This window comes from Agromyces litoreus, assembly GCF_040496015.1.
Taxonomy (GTDB): domain Bacteria; phylum Actinomycetota; class Actinomycetes; order Actinomycetales; family Microbacteriaceae; genus Agromyces; species Agromyces litoreus.
In genome coordinates, this window is sequence record NZ_JBEPKA010000014.1 from 77,579 (window position 1) to 96,356 (window position 18,778).

Sequence of the window (18,778 nt, forward strand, 5' to 3'; positions counted from 1 at the left end):
CGGTTGGTAGACTCGCGCCTCGTCGGGCCACCCGGGCGGCCCGTGGTGCTGGGCACGAACGGTCGTGAGGGGAACGTGCACGATGTCGGGTGAGTCGCGTCGCAGGGCCGACCGCGCAGGCCTCATCGGCTTCGCGCTGGTCGCCGCGCTCGGCGTCCTCTGGGCGATCGCGTCGCCCGTCTTCTCGGTGCCCGACGAGAACGCCCACGCGACCAAGGCCATCGCGCAGGTCCGCGGGCAGGTGGTCGGCGAGGAGGTCCCGGGCGTGCTGCACCTGGTCGTGCAGCTCCCGGACGAGTACCGCTACGACCCGCGCCTGCTCTGCTTCGCGATGGACGAGAACCGGTCCGCCGACTGCGGCGCCGAACTGGGCGGGGAGGAGGGCCTCGACTGGTTCAACACCTGGACGGGTGCCTACAACCCCGTGTACTACGCGCTCGTCGGATGGCCGTCGCTGCTGTTCGGCGGAGCGGCCGGGCTGATCGCGATGCGCATCGTGAGCGCGCTCATCGGCGCGGCGTTCGTCGGGGTCGCCTTCCAGCTCGCCGTGGCCGGCCGGCGCGATGCGTGGATGCCGCTCGGCGTCGCCTTCGCCGGCCTCCCGCTCGGCGTCTACCTCATGGCCGGCGTGAATCCGAGCGGGTTCGAGGTCGCCGCCTCCGTCGCGCTCTGGGTCGGCGTGCTGCGGCTCTTCGAGTCGCACGTGCCGGGCGATCCGCCGGCGATCGCGTACTCGCGCACGTACCTCTGGGTCGTGGTGACGATCTCCTCGGCGGCCCTCGTGACGGCCCGGGCCCTCGGCCCGCTGTGGCTCGTCGTGATCGTCTCGCTCTCGGCCCTCACGGTCGGATGGGCGCCCGTGCGCCGGCTCTTCGCCACCGCCCGCAGCTGGATCTGGCTCGCCGTGATCGCGGCGGTCGGGGTGTTCTCGCTCGCGTGGACCCTGCTCGGCGGGAGCCTCTCCAGCCAGGCGCGCCCCGGCGACGCCCCGCTCGTCGGGGACACCCCGCTCGCGGGTGCCGTGTACATGCTCCGGCTGACCACCGAGTACTTCCAGCAGTCCGTCGGCATGTTCGGCTGGTTCGACGCGGAGCTGCCGCCGTGGTCGGTGTGGGCCGTCGTCGCGGTCGTGGGGGCGCTGCTGTTCCTCGCATTCGCCTCCCTCGAGCGACGGGCGGCGCTCGTCGTGGTCGCGGCGGTCGTCGCGTGCGTGGTGGTGCCGATCCTCGTGCAGGCCCGGTCGGTGTCCCAGACCGGCATCATCTGGCAGGGGCGGTACGGCCTGTTCCTCTACCTCGGGGCGCTCATCCTCGTCGCCTGGCTGCTCTCGCGCGGTGCGGAGCGGGTGCGCTTCCTCTCGGCGCGGTACACGTGGGGGGCGGCCGTGCTCATGGCCGCGTTCGGCGCGCACGCCTACCTCTTCGTGATGTACCGCTACGTGGTCGGCCTCGACGACTCGATCACCGCGATGTGGCTCGACCCCGAATGGCAGCCGCCCGGCGGGTGGCCGCTGCTGGTGACCCTGTACGCCCTCGTGTCGGCCGCGTTCGCCGTGTTCGTCGGGCGGCTCGGTCGCGCCGTCTCGCAGCCGGTCGACGGCACCGTCGCGGCACCGGTCGTCGGGAGCGACGTCCGGTGACCGCTCCGCGCGTGGCGATCGCGTACGACTGCGTCTTCCCGGTCAACACGGGGGGCGGTGAGCGCGTCTACCGGAGGATGGCGGAGCTGCTCGTCGATCGCGGTGCGCAGGTCACCTACGTCACTCGCGCGCAGTGGGCTCCGGATGCCGCGCCGGCGGTGCCGTTCGACCTCGTCTCGGTGTGGCGCGGCCCGATCTACGACGACCGCGGCGTCCGCACCTCGCGGAGTGCCGTCGCCTTCGCCCTCGGCCTGTTCCGGCACTTCGCGCGCGCCCGGGGGCGGTACGACCTCGTCGTCGTCGCGGCGCTGCCCGTGCTGAACGTCTTCGCCGTGCGGCTGGCGCTGTGGGGGAGCCCGGCCGTCGTGGCCGTGGACTGGCTCGAGGTGTGGCCCGCACGCAAGTGGCGGGCCTACGCCGGCGTGCTCACGGGCACCGTCGCGGCGACGCTGCAGTGGCTGGCCGTGCGGGTCGGCAGGATCCAGACGGTCAACAGCGGGTTCACCGGGCGGCGGCTGCGCCGGAGCCGGCCGGGCGCGGACCCGATCGTGCTGGGGCTGCTCGACCTGGCCGGTCCGCCCCGCGAGACCCCGAGGGACGTCGCGCCGGGCGGCGACCCCTACGTCCTGTTCGTCGGGCGCCACATCGCCGACAAGCGCCTGCACGTGCTGCCGCCCGCGCTCGCCGCCGCGCGGCGCTCGGCCCCGACGCTGCGGGCACGGGTGGTCGGCACGGGCCCGGAGACCGATCGGGCGAGGCGTGCCGCGATCGAGCACGACGTGGCGGACGCGATCGACTTCCTCGGGCGCGTGGACGATGACGAGCTCGACGCCCTGGTCGCCGGCGCCGCCGCGCTCGTGAACCCCTCCGAACGCGAGGGGTTCGGCCTCGTGGTCGCCGAGGCCGCGGCGTTCGGCACGCCCGCGGTGGTCGTCGCCGGCGAGGACAACGCGGCAGCGGAGCTCGTCGTCACGGGGGTCAACGGCGTCCTGGCCGGCGACGCGTCACCCGACGTGCTCGGAGCCGCGATCGTCGAGGCGGTGGCCGGCGGCGATGCGCTCAGGCACTCCACCGCGGCGTGGTTCGCGCGCGAGCGCACCCACCGGAGCCTCTCCGTCTCCGTCGGCGAACTCCTCCGTCGCGCGGCGGCGACTCGCCGCTGAGCGGGCCGTCAGCGCCCGAGCGCCCGGTCGAACGACGCGAGCGTTCCGCGGGCCGTGCGCTCCCACGAGAACCCGGCTGCGCGGACCAGGCCGGCCTCCGACATCCGCCCTCGCGTCGCCGGGTCGCCGAGGAGCGACCGGATGCGCGTGGCCAGTGCGTCGGGGTTCCCGGGCGGGGCCCAGTCCACCGCCTCGGCACCGACCTCGCGGAGCACGGGGAGGTCCGACGCGATCGTGGGGACCCCGCGCGCCATCGCCTCGATGAGCGGCAGCCCGAAGCCCTCGAAGCGCGTCGGGAACGCCAGCAGCGCCGCCTCGGCGTAGAGCCGCTCGAGCTCGTCGGGCGTCACCCAGCCCTCGAGGCGAACGTGGTCGCCCAGTCCGAGGCGCTGCACGACCGGGGCCAGCGGGTCGGACTCGTGGCTGCCCGTGATCACCACGCGGGGCCGCTCGGCCGACGGGATGCGGGCGACGGCCTCGAGCAGGGTCTCGAAGTCCTTGTGCGGCATGCGGTTGCCGATGGCCAGCACGAGGTCGTCCGAACGGCGCTGCCCGACCGGCGGGCGCGGGGTGCCGCCCGCGAGGGGCACGACGTCGACGCGGTCCGCCGGGACGCCGAGCCGCTCCGTGATGTCGCGCGCGGAGGCGTCGCTCACGGTCAGCACACGCCGCGCCGCGCGGGCGGCGCCGCGGTTCATCGCGCGGAGCACCGGAGCGTAGGGGCCGGGGACGTACTCCGGATGCCGGAACGGCAGCAGGTCGTGGACGGTCAGCACCATCGGGGTGCGCGTGCGCACCGGCCCGAGGTTCGCCGGCGCGTGGATGAGGTCCGCACCGAGCGCACCGGCGTGCCGCGCCACCGACAGGACCTCGCCCCGCGCCCAGGCGACCCGGTCCTCCCCGGAGATGCCGGAGTCGACGAGGTCGCCTGGGAACCAGGGCGCGCCGGTGCCGGCGAGCTCCGCGGACGCGAGCCCGACGAACTCGGTGGCGGCCGGGACGAGCTCGCCGAGGCGCGGGTAGAGGTGGCGCACGTACGACTCCATCCCGCCCCTGCGGCCGGTGTGGAAGAGCAGGTCGACGAGGATCCGGGTCATCGGCCGGCCTCGGGGTCGGTGACGTGCCGGCCGTGCCCGGGCTCGCCCGGCGACCCTGCCGCTGCGGCGGCGGTGCGCCGGCGCCGAGCGCCCTCGTAGATCGCGGCCGAGAGGAGCTCCGCCGCGAGCAGGGCGGCGAACACGGTCCACAGGAGTCCGGTCAGCAGGGCCGCGCCGGCGAGGGCGAACGCGATCACGGAGACCAGCGCGCGCAGGCCGGTCAGCAGCTTCACCTCGCCGCGTCGGCGGAGCGCGGCGAACGGGATGGTCGTCGCGAGCGACGCCGCACGCCAGGCGCAGGCGACGAGCAGCGGCAGCAGGGTCGCCGAGCCGGACCAGGCCTCGCCGAAGAGGAACGCGAACAGCCCCAGCCACTCCGCGACCAGCAGCGCGAGCACGGCGGCGACCACCGCCCCCGCCGAGACGACGATGTCGAGCGTCGAGTGCTCCTTGAGCAGTCGCAGGCGCATGAAGTTGAGCGGGATCGCCAGGAGCCCCGAGACGGTCGAGATCGCGGCGAAGAGCACGGCCTCGCCCGGACCGAGGAACGCGAGGATCATCGAGTTCAGGAGCGGGTAGACGGCGCCGGTGATCGCGGTGTCGGCCACGACCCATCCCATCACCCGCGGTTCGGGGCGACTCGCGCGGTGCTGCACCGGAAGGGAGCGCACCACGGTCGCCGCGACGATGCCCGCCACGAGCGGGACGAACGCCCACGCCTGCGACGCGAAGCCCGCCAGCACGCCGGCCAGCGCACCGGCCCCCACCAGCACCGAGGCCCAGACCTCCCTGGCGTCCAGGCGCTCGGCGACCGAGACCCCGCGCCCGACCTCGAGCGCGGCCACGAGGATCGGCAGGCCGATGCAGAGCGAGACCACGTTCGGGCCGGTCGCGACGATCGCCGCACCGGCGAGCACGGACGCCCCGGCGAGCCACAGCGGGAAGACCACGCGCCGCTCGGTGCCGGCGGAGCTGAGCCGGGACTCGACGATCACCGCGAACGCCAGCTGGCCGGCGAACGTCGCCACCGTCACCGCGACCGCGATGAGCCCCTGCTCGGTCGGCGTGAACAGCCGTGAGGCGATCGAGACGGTGGCGGCGGGGATGACGGCGAGCGACACGCCGCCGAGGAGGGTCACGGCGCTCATCGTCGCGCGGCGCAGCCGCAGCGGGACCGGGGACTCCAGGCTCATCGGCGCACCGCCGTCGTCCGGCCGCCGCGACCCAGGGTCCGTCCGATCGAGCCCTCGAGACGCCCGAGGAACACCCACCAGCCGTCGACCACGGCGTAGTCGCGGCCGTGACGGACGCCGAATGCGATCCCGCCGCCCACGAACGCGACGCGCCACGCGAGCGGGTAGCGCCATCGCGCGACCACGCGACCGAGTCCGCGACCGTACGCGCGCAGCTTCCGCCGCCGTTCGTGCGCGACGAGGCCGTGCGCGTCCGCGATCCCGCCCACGCGCACGTCGGACGGGAGCCACGCGATCCGACTCGCGTCGCCGGGGACCCGGTCGGCGATGCGCAGCAGGAGGTCCGTGGCCTCGCCCGCCTGCCACGGCGACGGCGCACCGGTGCCGAGATCCGGGTCGAAGCCGCCGACGGCGTCGAAGAGGCTCCGACGCACGAGCAGTCCCATCTCGATCACGGACCACGCGTTCCAACGGTCCAGCGGCGCGCCGGGGGAGGGCAGGACGAACTTGGGCCCGTGCTCGTCGACGACGGTCATGGCGGCGAGGCGCGTCGCGTCCGGCAGCGCGCGGAGCGATTCGAGGGTCCCCTCCGGGAACCAGGTCGTGTCGTTCGGGAAGACCAGCAACGGGTCGCTGCCGTCGAGGGCGGCCACCCCGGCGTTGCGACCGCGGGCCGCACCCGGCTCGCTCGTCACGACGCTCGCCCGGCCCGCGCCCGCGTCGAACCCGGCGACGAGCCCCTCGACCTCGCGCAGGTTGCGCTGCGCGACGACGACGAGCCGGTCACCCGCGCGAAGCCGACCCGACAGCGACTCGAGCAGCCTGCGAAGGGGGTCGAGGCGGCCGAGCGTCGAGACCACGAGACCCAGTTCCACAATCCCTCATTCTGTACGATGAACTCGCTCCCGACACCGACAGGACTCCACGCCACATGCCCGCTGCCACCGACACGGTCGAGCTGTCCATCGTCATGCCGTGCCTGAACGAGGCCGAGACCCTCGCCACCTGCATCGACAAGGCGAACGGCTTCCTCGCCCGCGCCGGCGTCGTCGGCGAGGTCGTGATCGCCGACAACGGGTCCACTGACGGCTCGCAGGAGATCGCGCTCGCGCACGGCGCGCGCGTCGTCGACGTGCCGGCGAAGGGCTACGGCAGCGCGCTGATGGGCGGCATCGAGGCGGCCCGCGGCACCTACGTGATCATGGGCGACGCCGACGACAGCTACGACTTCTCGCGCCTGGACGCGTTCCTCGAGCGCCTGCGCGCCGGCGACCAGCTGGTGATGGGCAACCGCTTCCGCGGAGGGATCGCCGAGGGCGCGATGCCGCCGCTGCACAAGTACCTCGGCAATCCGGTCCTGTCCTGGATCGGTCGGGTCCTCTTCCGTTCGCCGATCGGCGACTTCCACTGCGGCCTCCGCGGCTTCAACCGGCAGGCGATGCTCGACCTGCACCTGCAGACCACGGGCATGGAGTTCGCGAGCGAGGTCGTGGTGAAGTCCACGCTCGGCGGCCTCGTGGTCTCGGAGGTGCCGACCACCCTCGACAAGGACGGCCGCAGCCGGCCGCCCCACCTGCGCAGCTGGCGCGACGGATGGCGCCACCTGCGGTTCCTGCTGATCTTCAGCCCGCGCTGGCTGTTCCTGATCCCGGGTGCCGTCGCGTTCCTCGCGGGCCTCCTCGGCACGCTCGCCATCACCTTCGGTCCGGTCGTGTTCGGCGACGTCGGGTTCGACGTCTCGAGCCAGGTCTACCTCGCGGCGCTCACCGTCGTCGGGTACCAGTCGCTGCTGTTCGCCGTGCTCACGAAGATCTACGCGCAGCACGAGGGCTTCCGCATCCCGCGATCGCGGAACTTCGACCGCCTCGAACGCCGGATCAGCCTCGAGAGCGGTGCCCTCGTGGGGCTCCTGATCTTCCTGCTCGGTCTCGGCGTCGCGATCTGGCAGTTCTCCGTGTGGGCGGCCACCGGGTTCGGCGCCCTCGATCCCGGCACGACGGTGCGCACCGCCGTGCTCGCCGCGCTGTTCATGATGCTCGGGGCCCAGACGATCATGGCGGGGATGTTCCTCGGCGTGCTCAAGGTCGGGCTCCGGAAGGAGTGAGCATGGACGAGGGGGCCGCCGAGCCCGCGGAGGCGACCGGCGTGCCGGCACGCGATCGCGTGTCGGTCGTGATCGGAACGCACAACGGGGCGCGATTCGTCGCGGACCAGGTGCGGACCGTCCTCGCGCAGACCCGTCCGGTCGACGAGATCGTCGTGAGCGACGACGCGTCGACCGATGACACGCTCCGGATCGTCGAGGACCTCGTCGCGGCGCACCGCGCGAACGGTGCGACGGTCGACCTCCGGATCATCCGGAACGACGTCGCGCTGGGCGTGACCGCGAACTTCGAGCAGGCGCTCCGCGCGGCGACCGGAGACCTCGTCGCGCTCGCCGACCAGGACGACCTGTGGCGCCCCGACCGCATCGCGCGTGCGCTCGAGGCACTCGCGGCCCGGCCCGAGGTCGACCTCGTCGCGAGCGACGCGGACCTCGTCGGACCGGAGGGCGAGGCCCTGGGCGCCGACCTGTTCGGGACCCTCGGCATCGACGACCGGCTTCGGCGACGCGTGGACGGCGAGGCGGCCCTCGAGGAGCTGCTGCGGCGGAACCTGCTCACGGGCGCGACGATGCTCGTGCGACGCCGGCTCGTGGAGCGGGCGGCACCGTTCCCCGGCAGCTGGGTGCACGACGAGTGGCTCGCCGTCGTCGCCGCCGCGTCGGGCGCGATCGCGGTGCTGCCCGATCGCCTGATCGGCTACCGCCAGCACGGCGCCAACCAGATCGGGGTGTCCTCGCTCGGGTGGCGCGGGCGCCTGGAGCGGCTGCGCGCGCCGCGGACCGACCGGAACGCACGCCTGCTCGCGCGCGCGCAGGCGCTGGCGGATCGGCTCCCCGCGATCGCGACCGGGCGCGGCGGCGCCGACGCGGCCGCGCTCGGCATCGAGGTCGGGGACAAGCTCGCGCACGAGGAGGTCCGATCCTCGATTCCCGCGTCCCGGGTCCGACGGCTGGGACCGGTCCTCCGCGAATGGCGTACCGGGCGCTACCGGCGCTACGGGCTCGGCGCGCAGGACGTGCTGCGCGATCTCGTCCAGCCGGTCTGAGCGTCCGGGCGCCGGGTCCGGCGGCCGCTCCCGTCAGGCGACGGGTCCGGATGCCGCGGCCAGCGCGTCGCGCCAGCTCATGTCGCGCGCCGCCTTGACCGCGCAGACCACCAGCAGCATCCAGCCCCCCTCGACGAGGGCGAAGCTCTCGGCGAAGCTCGTCACGGCGACCGCGACCAGGGCGAGCGCGGGCCAGAGGTAGACGACGCTGCGGCGCGAGGACGCGAGCAGCCATGCGCGGACGAGTGCGACGCCGACGAGGGCGATGAACAGCGCCGCCCCGATCACGCCGACCTGGAAGTACGCATCGATGTACGCGCTCAGCCCGGACGACAGGTTGCGACCGACGCCGCCCTCGACCCAGACGTACGGCGCGGCCTCGGGCCACCGGCCGACCCAGCCCCAGCCCTGCAGCGGGTTCACGGCGAGATACCGCGACACCTCCCGCCAGACGTCGAGCCGCACCTCGAACTCCGCACGGGCGTCCAGCAGCTCGATGATCCGGATCCGGGTCAGCCATCCCACGACGAGGGCGCCGACGGCGGCGATGAGCAGCCCGAGCTGCCACCGCCACCGGGTCTCGGCCGGAACGCGACGGAGACCGTAGAGCGCCGCGAGCGCGACGAGCGTCGCACCGAGCGCGACGAACGTCGTGGGCGAGCCGGAGAGCAGCAGCAGCACGGCCGCGAGCACCACCGAGCCGATGGCCCGGCCCCGCGTGACGCTGCGCGTGCGCCATTCGACGATGAACGTCGTGAGCGCGATGAGCGCGACGAACCCGAGCACGTTGCGCGACCCGAACACGCCCTGGAGCGGGCCCAGCTCGGCGAGGTCGCCGCGGATCCCGAGGAACACGATCGGCAGGTCGATCAGGATGCCCGAGAGCACCTCGAGCGCCAGCGACACGGCGAGCAGCACCCGGAACACGTCGCCGAACGCGCGGACGATCTGGATCGTGTCGCGCATCAGCGCGACGTAGACGCCGAGCGAGCCGAAGACGACGAGGTAGCCGAGGCCGAGCAGCGTGAGCCCCGGCGTGTCGCTCCAGATGACGGAGGCCGCGCACCATCCCACGAAGACGAGGATCGTGAGCGGGAGGATCCCGTACCACTCGACCGCCCGCCATCTCGCCACGAGCGACACGCCCGCGAGCAGGAGGACCGTGAAGAGCGCGGCGATGAGGCCCGGCCAGCCCACGAGCGCGCGGACGGCGTGCGTCGAGAAGGCCAGTCCGATCGAGATGACGGTCAGCGCCTGCGCGAAGCGCGCCGACCCGGCGAACTCGCGCAGGGCTGGGTTCACCGGCGCACCTCGGAGCCGGCCCAGCGGCGCGGCGAGCGGGCGGGCGGCATCGGCGGCAGGGGCTCGGGCGACCACTGGCGGCGCTTGGTGCCCCAGGCGATCGCCATGAGCAGCAGCCAGCCGGACTCGATGAGCAGCCGGCTCTCGGCGAGCGACTGCCCGACCAGCGCCACGAGCACGAGCAGCGGGATCAGCGACACGGCCGAGTGGGGCAGGACCCGGCCGGTGGCATCCATCGGGCGGTCGACGGCGAGGAACCACGAGCGCCAGAGCGCGCCGATCACGATCGACGCGAAGGCGATGCATCCGAGGATCCCGAGCTGCAGCCACACGTCGAGCCATGCGTTGTGGGCCTGCAGGTACTCCACGCCCTTGCGCACCGCGAGGCCGTCGTACGGCTCCACCCAGGGGGCCCAGTAGCTGATCCAGCCCCAGCCAAACCACGGGCGCTCTAGGGCGAGTCCGGTCACCGAGGACCAGATGTCGAGCCGTCCCGTGAGGTCGTCGCCGCGTCCGAGCAGGTCGAGGATCGCGTTCCAGGCCAGCGCCACCAGTGCGACGGATGCCGCGAGCGCGCCGGCCGCGGCCAGGTACACCGGACGGCGTCCCTCCGGACCGACCCGTCGCGCCCACGCGGCGAAGCCGAGCGCGACCACCACGAGGATCGCGGCGACGGTGACCGTGGCCGAGCGCGTGAGCAGCAGCACGACACCCGCCACGACGAGCCACCCGATGCCGGACGCCCGGCGCAGGCCGCCGCTCGCGAGCAGGCCCGCGAAGACGACGACCGCGATCAGTGCCGCCATCCCGAGCAGGTTGCGGTTGCCGACGATCCCCTCGATCGGTCCGCCCTGGAGGAGGAGCCCGCGCGACCAGTAGAACGCGGCGGGGACCGGGCCGTCGCCCGGGTCGAGGAAGTCGGGCAGCACCGGCGCCCGCACGACGACGGCCACCCAAGCCTCGAAGAGCAGCGAGAGCACGAGGACCCACTTCAGCGACGACGAGACGCCGCGCAGCACGCCGTGCCATCCGAGCGAGAGCGAGATGCCGAGTGCGACGAAGGTCGTGACGAGGGTGAGGCCGACCGCGAGCGCGCTCGTGGCGGGGTAGTTGGACCACGCGATCGAGGCCGTCGCGATCAGCAGGAACGCCAGCGTCGACTTGGGCACCCGACGCCAGGCCAGTTCCGGTCGGCGGACCCGGACCACCCACGCGGTGCCGATCACGACGACGAGCACGATGGCGCCGTAGCCCCACCAGCCCAGCAGGTTCCGCCAGAACTGGCCGGCGAACGCCGTGAAGAACACGAACGTGACGAACGCGCTCTCGAGCCTCGGCCGGCGTCCGTCAGTCATGCGCACAAGGCTATCGCGGGCACCGGTCCGGCGACGGACGGGCTCAGACGAACGCAGCCTGGCCCGTGATCGCCCGCCCGACGATGAGGGTGTTCATCTCGCGCGTGCCCTCGTAGGAGTACAGCGCCTCGGCGTCGGCGAAGAATCGCGCGACCTCGTGGTCGAGCACGATGCCGTTGCCGCCGCAGACCTCACGGGCCCAGCCGACGGTCTCGCGCATGGCCGAGGTCGCGTACGCCTTGGCCAGGGCCGAGTGCTCGTCGCGCTGGTCGCCGGCGTCGAGCATCTGGGACACGCGCACGACCATGCCGAGCGACGCCGTGATGTTGCCGAGGCAGCGCACGAGGAGGTCCTGGATGAGCTGGTGCGAGGCGATCGGACGGCCGAACTGCTCGCGCTCCGACGCGTACCGCACGGCGGCCTCGTAGGCCCCGATCGCCGTGCCGACCGCGGCCCAGGCGACCTCGGCGCGCGTCTGCCGCAGGACGGCCGCGGTGTCGCGGAACGAGTGGCCGTTCTGCAGGCGCAGCGACTCCGGGACGCGCACGTCGGTCAGCGTGATGTCGGCGTTCTGCACGATGCGCAGGCTCACCTTGCGCTCGATCTTCGTCGCCTCGTAGCCGGGCGTCGAGGTGGGCACGATGAAGCCCTTGACCTGGCCGTCGGCCTCGTCCTTCGCCCAGATCACGGTGATGTCCGACCAGGTCGCGTTGCCGATCCACCGCTTCTCGCCGTTCAGCACCCACTCGTCGCCGTCGCGGCGCGCCGTGGTGCGCAGGCCGCGGGCCGAGTCGGAGCCGGAGAGCGGCTCGGTCAGGCCGAAGGCGCCGATCACCTCGCCGGAGGCGAGCCTGGGGATCCACTCGCGCTTCTGCTCCTCGGAACCGGCGACGGCGATCGAGCCGGTCGCGAGGCCGTTCTGGACGCCGACGAACGTGCCCACCGAGGCGTCGACGCGGGCGAGCTCGAGGGCCACGAAGCCCCGGAACACGGCGGAGTTCTCGAAGGGCTTCGCCTCGTCCCACGCATAGGAGAGCACGCCGAGGTCGGCGAGCGGCTGCACGACCTCGCGCGGGAACTCGGCCCGCTCCCAGTAGTCGTTGACGATGGGTCGGACCTCGCGCTCGAGCCACGTGCGGAGGTCGGTCAGCGCGGCCTGCTCGCGGTCGGTCAGGAGGGACGCGTACGAGTAGAAGTCGCTCTCGAGCGGCTCGAAGGACATTTCGGCTCCTCTGCATCGTGGGACTGGCCGAGCCTAGATCCGGGCCCGGACGGCGCCGGTGCCGTTGGTAGTCTGCCGCCAAAGCCCGGAAGGACACCGCCCGAATGTTTGTCGCGATCCGCAACACTCCTCGAGACTATGCGTGGGGTTCCCACACCGCGATCGCCGAGTTCCGGGGAGTGGAGCCGAGCGGGGGGCCTGAGGCCGAGCTCTGGCTGGGTGCGCACGCCGGATCCCCGGCGGAGGTGGTCGATCCCGGAAGCGGTGCGGACGACCTGGCGCGGCTCATCGCCGCCAACCCCGCGCTGGCGCTCGGCCCGCACCACGCGCGGGAGGGCGCACGGCTGCCGTTCCTGCTCAAGGTCCTCGCCGCCGCGAAGCCGTTGTCGTTGCAGGCCCATCCCACGCCCGATCAGGCGCGAATCGGCTTCGCCCGCGAGGAGGCGGAGGGCGTGCCCGCCGACGCGTACGACCGCAACTACAAGGACCCCTACGCCAAGCCGGAGCTGATCGTGGCGGTGAGCGAGCGGTTCGAGGCGCTCTCGGGGTTCCGCTCGCCGGACGAGGTGCACGGCGTCCTCGAGGTGCTGCGTGCCGCGGATGCCGCGACGCCGGAGCCGCAGCCCGGCGCCATCGACCTGCTCGCACGACGCCTCGAGGGGGATGACGCGCTCCGGGAGACGGTCGCGTGGCTGCTGCAGGACGGCCGCGGCGGCGATTCGGGCGAGGCCGCCTGGCTCGTCGAGCGGGTGACCGCGCTCGCCGGGACTCCCACCGCGCTGGAGTCGTCCGCCGCGTCGTCGTTCCGCACCGTGCTCGACCTCGCCGCGGAGTACCCGGGCGACCCGGGCATCGTCATCTCGCTGCTGCTGAACCGGGTCACGCTCCGGCGCGGGGAGGCGCTCTTCCTCGACGCCGGGAACGTCCACGCGTACCTCGAGGGGCTCGGCATCGAGCTCATGGCGGCGAGCGACAACGTGCTGCGCGGCGGACTCACCCCGAAGCACATCGACGTGCCCGAACTGCTCGAGGTGCTCGACTTCACCCCGATCGAGGCGCCGATCCTGCGGCCGGTCGAGGTGGCGGCGGGCCTGCTGGAGTACCGTCCGCCCGTCCCCGACTTCACGCTGCTCCGCGCGGAGGGCGTGGCGGACGGGTGGGAGATCGACCTGACCGGGCCGGCCGTGGTGCTCGCCGAGGGCGACGCGGTCGAGCTCGCCGGCCGCACCGGCGGGATCCGGCTCGAACGGGGCGAGGCCGCGTTCGTCTCGCCCGACGAGGCGCCGATCTCCGTCGCCGGGACGGGCATCGCCTGGATCGCCACCGTCCCCGCCCCGCTCGCCTGAACCCGCCCCGAACGGGCGGGTGCGGCCGATCGCGGGCCGGGGCGCGGGTCGCGCCGGTCAGCCCACCTGACGCGGCCCGAACACCCGCCGGTACTGCGTCGGCGTCGTCTGGAGCACCTTCACGAAGTGGTGGCGCATCACCGCCGCGGCGCCGAAGCCGGTCTCGCGTGCGATCTCCTCGAGCGAGAGGTCGGTCGCCTCGAGCAGCTGCTGCGCCCGCAGGAGTCGCTGGCGGTTGAGCCAGGCGTTCGGCGTGGTGCCGGTCTCGGCGCGGAACTTCCGCGCGAAGGTCCGAGGGGACATGAGCGCCCTGCGCGCCAGGCGGTCGACCGTGAGGTCCTCGTCGAGGTGCTCGAGCATCCATTCGGTGACCTCGCCGAGCGAGTCGCTCCGGCACTCGACGATCGGCGTCTGGATGAACTGGGACTGCCCGCCGTCGCGCTGCGGCGGCACGACCATGCGGCGTGCGACGACGTTCGCCGCGCTCGCTCCGAGCTCGGTGCGCACGATGTGCAGCGCCGCGTCGATGCCGGCCGCCGTCCCGGCGCCGGTGACGACCTTGCCGTCCTGCACGAACAGCACGTCGGGGTCGACCTCGGTCCCCGGGAAGAGCTCGGCGAGCCGGTCGGTGTACATCCAGTGCGTGGTGGCGCGCCGGCCCTCGAGGACGCCGGCGCGAGCGAGCGTGAACGCGCCGGAGCAGACGCTCAGCACCCAGGCGCCGCGGTCGACGGCCTCGCGGATGACGCGGAGCACCTCGGGGTGCGCGGGCTCGTCGATCAGGGAGGCGGGCACCGCGACCAGGTCGGCCGTCTCGGCCGCCTCGAGGCCCTCGTGCACGACGACGTCGAAGCCGAGCTTGGTGGGGATGGGCCCCGGTTCCGGGGCGACGACGTGGAAGTCGAAGGTCGGGCCGCCGTGCTCGGTGCGATCGATGCCGAAGACCTCGCAGATGACGCCGAACTCGAATGGGGCCATCTGCGGGACGGCGATGCAGGCGATGGTCCGGAGCACGGGGCCTCCTCGATGGTGCCGCCACGCCGACACGGGCGTGGCAGGAATGTGTCGATCACTGGCGAGTCTGCCACTTTCGGCAGGATCTTGCAAGGAGCACAATTTCTGCCATGGAACTCATCATGCTGCTGATCCTCGCGGGCCTCGCGATCTGGGCCGTCGTGGCGACGCTGCTGCGGCTCGACTCCGACGGGTACGGCCGTCCGGAGATCCGCGACCGCGTGCGTCACGTCGAGCACACGCCGCTGCGCCGCGCCTGATCCGGCCGCTAGCATCGTCACGACGCCGGAGGCACCGGCGGCGGAAGGCGGACATGAGCTGGCTGGTCACCGGGGGCGCGGGCTACATCGGGGCGCACGTGGTGCGCGCGTTCCGCGAGCAGGGGATCGACACGGTCGTCGTCGACGACCTGTCGTCGGGCCGCCGGACCTTCGTCCCCGAGGGGTCGCCGTTCGTGCAGGGCTCGATCCTCGACGGCGCGCTGCTGGAGGACGCGATGGCCGCGCACGACGTGCAGGGCGTCGTGCACCTGGCCGGCTTCAAGTACGCGGGCGTCTCGGTGCAGCGGCCGCTGCACACGTACGAGCAGAACGTGACCGGCACGGCCCGGCTGCTCGGCGCGATGCAGGCTCGCGGCGTCGACCGCATCGTCTTCTCCTCGAGCGCCGCCGTGTACGGCACGCCGGACGTCGATCTCGTCACCGAGGACACCCCGAAGCGTCCCGAGTCGCCGTACGGCGAGTCGAAGCTGATCGGCGAGTGGCTGCTGGCGGACCAGGAGCGCGCATCCGGGCTCCGGCACACCTCGCTGCGGTACTTCAACGTCGTCGGTTCGGGCACCGACGAGGTGTTCGACCCGAGCCCGCACAACCTGTTCCCGCTCGTGTTCGACGCGTTGATCGAGGGTCGGACCCCTCGGATCAACGGCGACGACTACCCGACGCCGGACGGCACGTGCGTCCGCGACTACATCCACGTCGCCGACCTCGCGGCGGCCCACGTCGCGGCGGCTCGTCGGCTCGACGACCGCGAGGCGATCGAGCCCGTCTACAACCTCGGCTCCGGCGACGGCGTCTCGGTCGGCGAGATCATGCGCGAGGTCGCGCGCGTGACCGGCATCGACTTCGAGCCCGAGATCGCGCCGCGGCGGCCGGGCGACCCGGCGCGCATCGTCGCCTCGGGGGAGCTCGCCGCGCGGGACCTCGACTGGCGCATGCGGCACAGCCTCTCCGACATGGTCGCGTCCGCGTGGTCCGCCCGACGCGTGGCATCCGGGGCGTAGCCGGATCACGACCCGGACACGGGCGACACGCGGGCGGCGCGGCGTGAAGCCTCGACGGCTGGTCGAGGGTTTACCATTCGCGACTTGACTTCCACCGAATTACAACGGTGTAATTGGTCAAGACACACCCCTCGGGGATGTCGGTACAACTGGGTGGGAGACGATATGGGCAAGCCTGAATATCGTTCTGGGGTACCTGAGGATTGGTTCGTCGACCCTGTGCGGCTCGGCGTTCCTGGCGTTCGCGGGGTCGCAGACGACGACAACCAACTGGCATGGCAGAGCGACGCGCTGTGCGCGCAGACCGATCCGGAGGCCTTCTTCCCGGAGAAGGGCGGATCGACCCGCGACGCCAAGCGGATCTGCACGGGCTGCGAGGTCCGTGCCGAGTGCCTCGAGTACGCGCTGGCGAACGACGAGCGATTCGGCATCTGGGGCGGCCTGTCCGAGCGCGAGCGCCGCAGGCTGCGTCGCCAGGCCAGCTGAGGTCGCACCGGTCCCGTCGAGGTGGTCGTCGGTTCGGACGGCCTGCGCCGTTCGAGCCACGCCCGTGGCGCTGAGCCGACCGGCGGGAGCGGCCGCCTAGGCTGGCTCCGATGCACGCCAGAGTCACCGCCGTCCTCGTCGTCCAGCACGGCGGGGATCGGCTCCGCCGGACGCTCGACGCGCTCGACCGGCAGACGCGCCGGCCCGACGAGTTCGCGTTCGTGCTCCTCGCCGTCGACGACGAGACCCGCCGGAACGTGGAGGCCGGGCACCCGGACCACGTGGTCGCGCTAGGGGAGCCCCGGTCGTTCGGGGAAGCCGTGGCGATCGTCGAGCGCGGGATGCCGGAACCCCGCGACGACGAACTGCTCTGGTTGCTCCCCGAGGACGCCGCGCCGGAGCCCGAGGCCCTCGAGTCGCTGGTCGCCGCACTCGGTCGAGCGCGAAGTGCGGTGATCGCCGCGCCCAAGCTCGTGCGGTGGGACGACCCGCGGCGGATCGTCCGGTTCGGCCGGACCACGACCCGGACCGGCCGGAGCGTGGCGGTCGTGGAGGACGAGCTCGACCAGGGGCAGCACGACGACCTCGCCGACGTGCTGGGCGCGGACCCGGCCGGCCTGCTGATCCGCCGGACCACGTGGCGCGCGCTCGGCGGCTTCGACCCCGCGCTGCCCGTGATCGACGACGGGCTCGACCTCGGCGTGCGCGCCCGGCTCGCCGGGCACCGGGTGATCGCCGTGCCCGAGGCACGCGTGCGGTTCGCCGACTCCGGCGTCGCCGGACCGGGTTCCGAGCCGGGCGGCCGCGCCGCGCGCCGACGGGCACGTCGTGCCAGGGCGGCACGCCTGCACCGACGGCTCGTCGCCGGACCCCCTGCGCTCGCCCCGCTGAACTGGCTGCTGCTCCTGCCGCTCGCGGTGCTGCGCTCGCTCCGGCACCTCCTCGTGAAGACGCCCGGCGCCATCCCCGGCGAGTTCGCCGCCGCGGTCGAGGTGATGGCGCGGCCGCAACGGGTCGTGCGATCCCGCGCCGCGATCCGCCGGACGCGGACCGCGCGCTGGTCCTCGCTCGCCCCGCTCCGCATGTCCGGAGACGAGGTCCGCGAGCGCCGCCAACAGGCGGCCGAGGCGCGACGCCAGCGGGCCCGGGGGCGCGCCGACGACCTCATGTTCCTGCAGACCGGCGGAGGCTGGGTCGTGCTCGTCACGGCGGCGGCCTCGCTCCTGCTGTTCGCGCCGATCATCGCCTCCGGCGGGGTGTCCGGCGGCGGGCTGCTCCCGCTCTCCGGGGATGTCGGCGTGCTCTGGCGGAACGCGGCGACCGGATGGCGCGACATCGCGGGCGGCTTCGAGGGAGCCGCCGACCCCTTCGCGGGCGTGCTCGCGGTGCTCGGCACGTCGACGTTCTGGGCGCCGAGCACTGCGCTGCTCGTGCTCTGGCTGGTGGCGCTGCCGCTGTCCGGGCTCGGCGGATGGTTCGCCGCGAGCCGCCTCACCGAGCGGGCCGCGCTCCGGGTGGTCGCCGGACTGGCGTGGGCGGTCGCGCCGCCCCTGCTCGACGCCCTGTCGGCCGGCCGCCCCGCCGCCGTCGTCGCCCACGTCCTGCTCCCGTGGCTCGCCGTGCTCATGTTCGCCGCGGCGACCTCGTGGGCCGCCGCGGCCGCCGCATCGCTCGTGTTCGCCGCCGTCGTCGCGTGCGCGCCGAGCCTCGCGCCCGCCCTGCTGCTCGCCTGGATCGTCTCGCTGCCGCTCAGCGGTCGTGCGGCCGTCCGGCTCGCCGGCATCCCGCTGCCGGCGCTCGCGCTGTTCCTGCCCCTGGTCGTGCAGCAGTTCACCCGCGGTGCGCCGCTGTCGCTGCTCGCGGACCCGGGCGTCCCGCAGCCCGCCGCCGAGCCGACGGCGCTCGCGCTGGCCCTCGGCCAGGCCTCGGGATGGGGGCGATGGAGCGAGCCGCTGGCCGCGCTCGGCGGGGTCGCCTCGCCCGCGATCGTGCTCGCCGTGCTGCTCGCGCCGCTCGTCCTGGCGGCGTGCGCGGTCGTCGCCACGCGCCGGTCGCGCAGCGGCCTCCTCGGACTGGCCCTCGCCGCCATCGGCTTCGCGACGGCGGTCGCCGCGACGACGATCCAGGTCGCATTCGCCGGCGACCGCGCGGTCCCCGTCTGGACGGGAGCGGCGCTGAGCCTCATGTGGATGGGGCTCATCGCGGCCGCGCTACTCGCCCTCGGCACGCTGCGGCGCGGTTCGGCCGCCCTCGCCGCGCTGGTGATGGCCGGAGTGCTCCTGGCCGTCGCTCCGTCGCTCGCCGCGCTCGCGCTCGGCCGTTCGGCCGTCGGCCCCGCGACCGCGCGCACCCTGCCCGCGTTCGTCGAGGCCGAGGCCGCCGCCGACCCGAGGGTGGGCACGCTCCGGATCCGGCCCACGGCCGACGGGGGGCTCCGTGCCACGGTGGAACGCGGCCCCGGCGCGACGCTCGACGAGCAGTCCACGCTGGCCTCGACGCAGCGGATGCTCACCGGCAGGACCGAGGAGA

General features: G+C 73.7%; 16 protein-coding genes. 9 read left to right on the forward strand and 7 right to left on the reverse strand.

Features of this window, described 5'->3' with window-relative positions:
- Nucleotides 1-82 precede the first annotated feature (82 nt).
- Together ABME01_RS11760 and ABME01_RS11765 are read left to right on the forward strand one after the other, a co-directional pair.
- On the forward strand, nucleotides 83-1,639 hold the full coding sequence (locus tag ABME01_RS11760) for a DUF2142 domain-containing protein (RefSeq protein WP_353828601.1): 1,557 nt from the start codon (nucleotides 83-85) through the stop codon (nucleotides 1,637-1,639).
- Nucleotides 1,636-2,802 (forward strand): glycosyltransferase family 4 protein, encoded by a 1,167-nt coding sequence (locus ABME01_RS11765; protein WP_353828602.1) that lies wholly within the window; start codon nucleotides 1,636-1,638, stop codon nucleotides 2,800-2,802. Before ABME01_RS11760 ends, ABME01_RS11765 begins: the two co-directional genes overlap by 4 nt.
- Nucleotides 2,803-2,810: 8 nt before the next feature.
- On the opposite strand, the gene ABME01_RS11770 is transcribed toward ABME01_RS11765, so the two are convergent.
- The 3 genes from ABME01_RS11770 to ABME01_RS11780 are packed head-to-tail and all read right to left on the reverse strand — an operon-like array spanning nucleotide 2,811 to nucleotide 5,967.
- On the reverse strand, nucleotides 2,811-3,899 hold the full coding sequence (locus ABME01_RS11770) for a glycosyltransferase family 4 protein (RefSeq protein WP_353828603.1): 1,089 nt from the start codon (nucleotides 3,897-3,899) through the stop codon (nucleotides 2,811-2,813).
- Nucleotides 3,896-5,092, reverse strand: coding sequence for a hypothetical protein (locus ABME01_RS11775; RefSeq protein WP_353828604.1), 1,197 nt, complete (start codon nucleotides 5,090-5,092; stop codon nucleotides 3,896-3,898). Before ABME01_RS11775 ends, ABME01_RS11770 begins: the two co-directional genes overlap by 4 nt.
- Entirely contained in the window at nucleotides 5,089-5,967 is an 879-nt protein-coding gene (locus ABME01_RS11780) for a glycosyltransferase family 2 protein (protein WP_353828605.1), read from the reverse strand. The genes ABME01_RS11775 and ABME01_RS11780 overlap by 4 nt, the downstream gene beginning before the upstream one ends.
- A gap of 56 nt (nucleotides 5,968-6,023) precedes the next feature.
- Between ABME01_RS11780 and ABME01_RS11785 the strand changes: the two genes are divergently transcribed.
- Together ABME01_RS11785 and ABME01_RS11790 are read left to right on the forward strand one after the other, a co-directional pair.
- Complete coding sequence (locus ABME01_RS11785) at nucleotides 6,024-7,196, forward strand: glycosyltransferase family 2 protein (RefSeq protein WP_353828606.1); 1,173 nt, start codon at nucleotides 6,024-6,026, stop codon at nucleotides 7,194-7,196.
- Nucleotides 7,197-7,198: 2 nt separating this feature from the next.
- Nucleotides 7,199-8,242, forward strand: coding sequence for a glycosyltransferase family 2 protein (locus ABME01_RS11790; protein ID WP_353828607.1), 1,044 nt, complete (start codon nucleotides 7,199-7,201; stop codon nucleotides 8,240-8,242).
- Nucleotides 8,243-8,275: 33 nt separating this feature from the next.
- Here the strand turns inward: ABME01_RS11790 and ABME01_RS11795 are convergent, their stop codons facing one another.
- From ABME01_RS11795 to ABME01_RS11805, 3 genes are read right to left on the reverse strand one after another with little or no spacing between them, the layout of a single operon-like run.
- Entirely contained in the window at nucleotides 8,276-9,544 is a 1,269-nt protein-coding gene (locus tag ABME01_RS11795) for an O-antigen ligase family protein (RefSeq protein ID WP_353828608.1), read from the reverse strand.
- Nucleotides 9,541-10,899 (reverse strand): O-antigen ligase family protein, encoded by a 1,359-nt coding sequence (locus ABME01_RS11800; protein WP_353828609.1) that lies wholly within the window; start codon nucleotides 10,897-10,899, stop codon nucleotides 9,541-9,543. The genes ABME01_RS11795 and ABME01_RS11800 overlap by 4 nt, the downstream gene beginning before the upstream one ends.
- A gap of 43 nt (nucleotides 10,900-10,942) precedes the next feature.
- Nucleotides 10,943-12,121, reverse strand: a complete 1,179-nt coding sequence (locus ABME01_RS11805) for an acyl-CoA dehydrogenase family protein (RefSeq protein WP_353828610.1) — start codon at nucleotides 12,119-12,121, stop codon at nucleotides 10,943-10,945.
- A gap of 104 nt (nucleotides 12,122-12,225) precedes the next feature.
- Between ABME01_RS11805 and manA the strand changes: the two genes are divergently transcribed.
- Nucleotides 12,226-13,467: a mannose-6-phosphate isomerase, class I gene (gene manA / locus ABME01_RS11810; RefSeq protein ID WP_353828611.1), complete on the forward strand. Its 1,242-nt coding sequence runs from the start codon at nucleotides 12,226-12,228 to the stop codon at nucleotides 13,465-13,467.
- Nucleotides 13,468-13,524: 57 nt separating this feature from the next.
- Here manA and ABME01_RS11815 read toward each other — a convergent pair whose 3' ends face one another.
- Complete coding sequence (locus ABME01_RS11815) at nucleotides 13,525-14,481, reverse strand: GlxA family transcriptional regulator (protein ID WP_353828612.1); 957 nt, start codon at nucleotides 14,479-14,481, stop codon at nucleotides 13,525-13,527.
- Nucleotides 14,482-14,591: 110 nt separating this feature from the next.
- Here ABME01_RS11815 and ABME01_RS11820 point away from each other — a divergent pair, with 110 nt between their 5' ends.
- The 4 genes from ABME01_RS11820 to ABME01_RS11835 all read left to right on the forward strand — a co-directional run.
- Nucleotides 14,592-14,741, forward strand: a complete 150-nt coding sequence (locus ABME01_RS11820) for a hypothetical protein (RefSeq protein ID WP_353828613.1) — start codon at nucleotides 14,592-14,594, stop codon at nucleotides 14,739-14,741.
- Nucleotides 14,742-14,794: 53 nt separating this feature from the next.
- Complete coding sequence (galE, locus tag ABME01_RS11825; protein WP_353828614.1) at nucleotides 14,795-15,763, forward strand: UDP-glucose 4-epimerase GalE; 969 nt, start codon at nucleotides 14,795-14,797, stop codon at nucleotides 15,761-15,763.
- Between the two features lie 165 nt (nucleotides 15,764-15,928).
- The gene (locus tag ABME01_RS11830) at nucleotides 15,929-16,249 is read left to right on the forward strand and encodes a WhiB family transcriptional regulator (protein ID WP_353828615.1); all 321 of its coding nucleotides are present in this window, start codon (nucleotides 15,929-15,931) and stop codon (nucleotides 16,247-16,249) included.
- Between the two features lie 110 nt (nucleotides 16,250-16,359).
- A partial coding sequence (locus ABME01_RS11835) for a glycosyltransferase family 2 protein (RefSeq protein ID WP_353828616.1) occupies nucleotides 16,360-18,778 on the forward strand: 2,419 nt, incomplete at its 3' end.

Coding starts and splice junctions, on each gene's coding strand:
- ABME01_RS11760 (WP_353828601.1), top strand. CDS start 83: ATGTCGGGTGAGTCGCGTCGCAGGGCCGACCGCGCAGGCCTCATCGGC.
- ABME01_RS11770 (WP_353828603.1), bottom strand. CDS start 3,899: ATGACCCGGATCCTCGTCGACCTGCTCTTCCACACCGGCCGCAGGGGC.
- ABME01_RS11775 (WP_353828604.1), bottom strand. CDS start 5,092: ATGAGCCTGGAGTCCCCGGTCCCGCTGCGGCTGCGCCGCGCGACGATG.
- ABME01_RS11785 (WP_353828606.1), top strand. CDS start 6,024: ATGCCCGCTGCCACCGACACGGTCGAGCTGTCCATCGTCATGCCGTGC.
- ABME01_RS11790 (WP_353828607.1), top strand. CDS start 7,199: ATGGACGAGGGGGCCGCCGAGCCCGCGGAGGCGACCGGCGTGCCGGCA.
- ABME01_RS11800 (WP_353828609.1), bottom strand. CDS start 10,899: ATGACTGACGGACGCCGGCCGAGGCTCGAGAGCGCGTTCGTCACGTTC.
- ABME01_RS11805 (WP_353828610.1), bottom strand. CDS start 12,121: ATGTCCTTCGAGCCGCTCGAGAGCGACTTCTACTCGTACGCGTCCCTC.
- manA (WP_353828611.1), top strand. CDS start 12,226: ATGTTTGTCGCGATCCGCAACACTCCTCGAGACTATGCGTGGGGTTCC.
- ABME01_RS11820 (WP_353828613.1), top strand. CDS start 14,592: ATGGAACTCATCATGCTGCTGATCCTCGCGGGCCTCGCGATCTGGGCC.
- galE (WP_353828614.1), top strand. CDS start 14,795: ATGAGCTGGCTGGTCACCGGGGGCGCGGGCTACATCGGGGCGCACGTG.
- ABME01_RS11830 (WP_353828615.1), top strand. CDS start 15,929: ATGGGCAAGCCTGAATATCGTTCTGGGGTACCTGAGGATTGGTTCGTC.